Origin of the sequence: Bradyrhizobium sp. PRIMUS42 (assembly GCF_023006515.1) — a bacterium.
Classification (GTDB): Bacteria; Pseudomonadota; Alphaproteobacteria; order Rhizobiales; family Xanthobacteraceae; genus Bradyrhizobium.
Genome location: NZ_JALBGZ010000492.1, coordinates 1 through 4,883, shown reverse-complemented (window position 1 = coordinate 4,883; position 4,883 = coordinate 1). Strand labels below are relative to the sequence as shown.

General features: G+C 65.5%; 7 protein-coding genes. 3 read left to right on the top strand and 4 right to left on the bottom strand.

Annotated elements, in window-relative coordinates; all coding sequences use genetic code 11:
- On the bottom strand, positions 1 to 1,976 hold a 1,976-nt coding region (locus MOV75_RS27475; RefSeq protein WP_247006928.1), incomplete at its 3' end, for an ATP-binding protein.
- Between the two features lie 302 nt (positions 1,977 to 2,278).
- On the opposite strand from MOV75_RS27475, the gene MOV75_RS27470 reads away from it, so the two are divergent.
- Entirely contained in the window at positions 2,279 to 2,992 is a 714-nt protein-coding gene (locus MOV75_RS27470) for an ABC transporter substrate-binding protein (RefSeq protein ID WP_246927951.1), read from the top strand.
- A gap of 10 nt (positions 2,993 to 3,002) precedes the next feature.
- Here MOV75_RS27470 and MOV75_RS27465 read toward each other — a convergent pair whose 3' ends face one another.
- Together MOV75_RS27465 and MOV75_RS27460 are read right to left on the bottom strand one after the other, a co-directional pair.
- A complete protein-coding gene (locus MOV75_RS27465) occupies positions 3,003 to 3,206 on the bottom strand; it encodes a hypothetical protein (protein WP_246927953.1) in 204 nt (67 codons plus the stop codon).
- A gap of 24 nt (positions 3,207 to 3,230) precedes the next feature.
- Complete coding sequence (locus MOV75_RS27460) at positions 3,231 to 3,428, bottom strand: hypothetical protein (protein WP_246927955.1); 198 nt, start codon at positions 3,426 to 3,428, stop codon at positions 3,231 to 3,233.
- A 197-nt stretch (positions 3,429 to 3,625) separates the two neighbouring features.
- Here MOV75_RS27460 and MOV75_RS27455 point away from each other — a divergent pair, with 197 nt between their 5' ends.
- Positions 3,626 to 4,000, top strand: a complete 375-nt coding sequence (locus MOV75_RS27455) for a YciI family protein (RefSeq protein ID WP_246927957.1) — start codon at positions 3,626 to 3,628, stop codon at positions 3,998 to 4,000.
- A gap of 14 nt (positions 4,001 to 4,014) precedes the next feature.
- On the opposite strand, the gene MOV75_RS27450 is transcribed toward MOV75_RS27455, so the two are convergent.
- The gene (locus MOV75_RS27450; RefSeq protein ID WP_246927958.1) at positions 4,015 to 4,605 is read right to left on the bottom strand and encodes a TMEM175 family protein; all 591 of its coding nucleotides are present in this window, start codon (positions 4,603 to 4,605) and stop codon (positions 4,015 to 4,017) included.
- A 127-nt stretch (positions 4,606 to 4,732) separates the two neighbouring features.
- Here MOV75_RS27450 and MOV75_RS27445 point away from each other — a divergent pair.
- The coding region (locus tag MOV75_RS27445; RefSeq protein ID WP_247006932.1) for a UvrD-helicase domain-containing protein at positions 4,733 to 4,883 on the top strand (151 nt) is incomplete at its 3' end.

The following is a 4,883-nucleotide window of genomic DNA, read 5'->3' as shown; positions in this document are numbered from 1 at the left end:
CCCTTCGACCGCGGCAGGAACAGCCGCACCGCCGTGCCGCGCCCCTCCTCGCTCTCGATGGCCACCATGCCGCCGGTCTGCTTGGCAAAGCCGTAGACCATGCTGAGCCCCAGTCCCGTGCCACGACCGACGCCCTTGGTGGTGAAGAACGGCTCAAACACGCGCTCGCGGATGTCGGCCGGAATGCCGTGACCGGTGTCGCTGACGGCGACCATCACGAAGGCGCCGCGCACGCCGTCACCGTCGCCGCCCGTGCCTTCGAGTTCGCGGTTCGCAGTCTCCAGGGTGAGCCTGCCGCCGCCCGGCATCGCGTCGCGCGCATTGACGGCGAGGTTGACGATCGCGGAGGACAGCTGTGAGGGATCCGCCATCGCAGACCAGGCATCGTCGGCGAGGTGCGTCTCGATCTCGATGTGCTCGCCGAGGATCGGCTTGAGCAGCTTCGCGGTCTCGACCACCAGGGCGTTGACGTCGATCTCGCGCGGCTCCAGCGGCTGGCGGCGCGCGAAGGTCAGGAGCTGCGAGGTGATCTCCGCGCCGCGCGCGGCCGCATCGTCGATCAGCTGCGCGATCGCGGAGAGCTCGGGTTTGTCCGCAAGCCCCTCCCGGATGATCTCGATGGTGCCGGTGATGACCGTGAGCACGTTGTTGAAATCGTGCGCGACGCCGCCGGTGAGCTGGCCGATCGCGTCCATCTTCTGGGATTGACGCAGCCGCTCCTCGGTCTCGTGCTGCGCGGTGAGGTCGGTCGCGGAGCCGCGATAGCCCATGAAGCGTCCGTCGGCGTCGAAGACCGGCTTGCCGTTGACGCTGAAATGATGCATCCGCCCGGTAACGTCGCGCCCGCGATATTCGAACTTGCGGAACGGCTCGTGACGATCCAGCGTCGCCAGGTGCGCGCGCCATTTCTCGGGCTCGGCATCGCGGTCGAGCGCGCTATCGGTGCGGCGCGTGCCGATCCGCGCTTTCGGATCCATGCCAAAGGAAATCAACCGGTCGGAGATGTAGGTGAACCGGTGGTCCGGCCCGGTCTCCCAGAACCAGTCGGATGCCGTCTCGGCATAGTCGCGGAAACGCTCTTCGCTCGCCCATGCGTCCGCTTCGGCGCGCCGACGGATGGCCAGGTCGCGCTCGAGATTGGCATTGGCCTCGCGCAGCGCGCCATGGGCCCGCTGGAGGTTGGCGCACATCGCGTTGAAGGCCTCGATCACCTTGTCCAGCTCGTCGGCATCGTAGGGCGGCCGGCGCTCCAGGTGCAAAGGCGGCGGCGGCCGCGTCAGGCTATACTTGCTGACGAACTCGGCGATGGCGACCAGATGCCGCGTCACCAGGAGATGGAACATGTAGATGATGAACAGCGAGACGAGGAATGTCTTTGCCGCCTGGCTTGCCAGGATGACCAGAGCGCGGTTCAGCAGATGCTGATAGATATCGCTCAGCGTGGCCTCGACATGGAGCACGCCGATCTCGCGTGCGTTCCCTTGGATGGTGGTGTTCAAGGGATAGTCGCGCGTCACGACCGAGCGGGTGCTCGGCTCACCGACGGCAAGACGGATCGGATTGGGACGATCGGCAATCTCGCGCACCTCGGCGGCGCGGATGTCGGGCAGCCGGAGGATGCCGTCGAGCTGGAGCTTGATCTGGTTCTGGTCGAGATTCCACAGGCTCTCGCCGAGACTGCCGGTCGTGCTGCGGCCGATCTCGTCGAGCCGCGTCTCGATGAGCCCAACCTCGCGATCATAATCGAGATAGAGCTGCAGCGCGGTCAGCGTCAGCGTCACCACCGAAGAGAACAACAGCACGGCGGCGAGGAGCCGCGGCCCGACACCGCTGCGCGACCAGTTGAAGAGCCGCGACAGCAGTGATGCGAATATCGTGGGCGCAACCGTAGCACCGATGCCGGTCAGATCGGGCTTCGCAGCGGCCGGCGCGATGGCGCGGCTGCGCTTGGGATCCTCGTCGCCTGCGTTGGCCATGCACCACGCCCCCCGGAAATGGCGGCTCTCTGCACCGGCCACAGCTTGCAGTCTCGCGCTTTCCAACAGTCGAGACGCCTGCCTCGTCGCCCGATGCGCGCAATCACCCTGTCTTGCGCCCGGCAGCAGGATTCCCGCGCAAACTACCACTGCGCGTGATAGAATGACATCGGTGAGAGTCTGGAGTCGCTCGCTTGGCGGGCGAGCGGTAATCGTTGCGGCCTGCGCAGGCGCCAACTCCCGGTAGATCGAGCCGGCGTCCGAATCCAGTGGTAGCAATGCAAGACCGAAGGAGACGCCTCATGTGGCGGCTGATCGTCGCCTTCCTGTCGTTGCTCGCGGCCGGGCCCTCACAGGCCCAGGACTTGATCCGGCTGGCGCGCATCGCCGACATCCCGGATCAATATGTCGGCGGCGAGATGCTGCGGGCCGTCTATGCCAAGCTCAACATCACGCTGGAATTCGAGGACGTCCCCGGCAAGCGTGCGCTCGCGCTGTCGAGCGAGGGCGAGGTCGACGGCGAGATCCAGCGGATCGGAACACTCTCGCGCGACTACCCGACGCTGGTCCAGGTCACACCGGCGATCAACTACATCGAGCCCGCGGTGTTCGCGACCAAACTCCGGTTTGAGGTCGCCGGCTGGGATTCGATCAGGGACTACAGCATCGGCATCGTCCGCGGTGTCGGCTCCTCGGAAGCTGGCACGCGCGGCATGGATCGCGTTACCGCGACCACTGGCCTCGACAACATGGTCAGGATGCTCGACGCCGACCGTTTCGACGTGATGGTCACCGACCTCTTCAGCGGGCTCGCTGCGGTGAGGAAACTCAATCTGCAGGCCAGGATTTACCCGCTCTCGCCGCCGCTCGAGCGCATCCACATCTACCATTACCTGCACGAACGCCATCGCGATCTGGTGCCGAAGGTGGGCAAGGTGATCGCCCAGATGGAGGCAAGCGGCGAATTGGCGGCGCTGCGCGAAGCCCTGGTCAAGCAGGTCTTGAGCGCCCCGTAGCGGCCGCCGGTCAGCCCGCGCGAAGCCGCTCGCGGAACGCCACGGCTGCAATCAGCATGCCGACGCACCAGGCCACGACCGCGCGGTGAGGCTCCGCGCCGAGCAGCACCGTGAAGAGGCTCGTCAGCAGACACGGCACGATGGCCTTCCCCGTCTGGCTCATCAGTGCGAGCAGAAACGGCATCGCCGCGATCGATATTTGCAGGACATCCATATTGGAGAACGGTCTCGTATGATTTCAGAAGCCGCAGATGCCGAGCTTGCGCGGGCGCTTGCCGCGCCGGCTCTCCACGATGCGCTCGCCGCCATTCTCGGCCGAGCTGCCGTAATAGCGGTGATGGCCGCTTTGGTCGTGCAGATCGGCCGTCTCTGATGGTCCGGCCCGACGCGCGTCGCAGATGATCTTGCAAACGATCTTGGTGGTGTGACCCGACATTGCCGCCTCCAGCGAAAATCTTGTTGTTGTGGTCATCAGTCGCGACCGGTTCCGGCGGCGTTCACACGGCAGGGGCGCAATCGGGTTTCAGGACGGTTTCATCGCTTGCGGGCCACGCAATATTTTGCTTCGGGATTGTCGGCACCGCCTGCGGTGCTGCGTCCTTGGGATCTGTGCAGAAAAACAACGAGGTGACGATGCTTTACGCCATCCTGGCCTATCACGTGGAAGACGAGGTCATGTCCTGGACGCCGGAGCAGGACGCCGCGGTCGTGGCCAAAGTCATCGAGGTTCAGGCACCCTTGCGGGCCAGCGGCCAGTTTGGGCCGGCGGCCCGTCTGGATGGGACCCGAAAGGCCCGCACCTTGCGCGGTCCCGGCGCGGGCATGGTGCTGGACGGCCCGTTTGCCGAGACCAAGGAGCAGCTTTTGGGCTTTCACCTGATGGAATGCGCCACCGAGGAGGAGGCGATCGCGGCGGCGCGAAAGCTGCGTGCGGTCAATCCGACCGCGGTCTACGAAATCCGTCCGGTCAAGCTTTATGTGCCGGCCGACGGGTTCGGCGCGACATAGGGGTGAGATGGCGCTTACGCGTCCGGCTTGGGCCGGGCGATGGTGAAGCGCTGGATCACGAGCCCGCCGAAGGCGATGAACCACACGAAGGGCGCGATATGCGGCGCGAATGCCGCAACGATCGTGCCCGGAATGAACACCAGGAGCGGAAATAGCGAGGCCATCATCTCCTGGCGCCAGCCGCCCAGGATGGTCCACCACAGCCAGGCATTGAGGCCGGCGATCGCGGTGAGGTGCAGGCCGTAGAGCACCGCGACCGCGCTGCTCATGCCGTAATTGGTGTAGAGCCCGTTGGTCACAGGCAGCAGCACGATCGAGAGCAGGAAGAAAAGATTGAGGATCACCGCGCCACGACTGCCGACGGGCTGGCGCGCCAGCCGCCGGTGATGGCTGATCCAGAACACGCCGGCGATGATGAAGCTGAGCGCGAAGCCGGCGAGCTTGCCGGAATAGACATGGGCGAGGTCGCTCCAGCCGGGCGCGCCGGTGAACACCGCGGCCTTGGGCAAGTCATAGGCCAGCAGCGTCATGGCGACACCGAAAATGGTGTTGCTGAGCGATTCCAGCCGCCGCATCTCGAACTGGTCGGGCTTGAGCTCGGTCATGCCGGGGGCGCTTTTCGAAACTGGAACCTTGGCCGTCTTTCCCCCTAAATCCTAAACCCGGTTTCGTCCAGCCGCATTGCGATTCGCGGCGGGATCGCCGACTCTCGCCCTTTCACCGGGGCGATTCGTGGCAACATATCTGGACACGCTCAATGCGGAGCAGCGCCGCGCCGTGGAGCATGGCGTGGCCGAGGGCGCGACCGTGGGCGGCCCCCTGCTCGTCATTGCAGGAGCAGGCTCCGGCAAGACCAATACGCTGGCCCACCGCGTCGCGCATC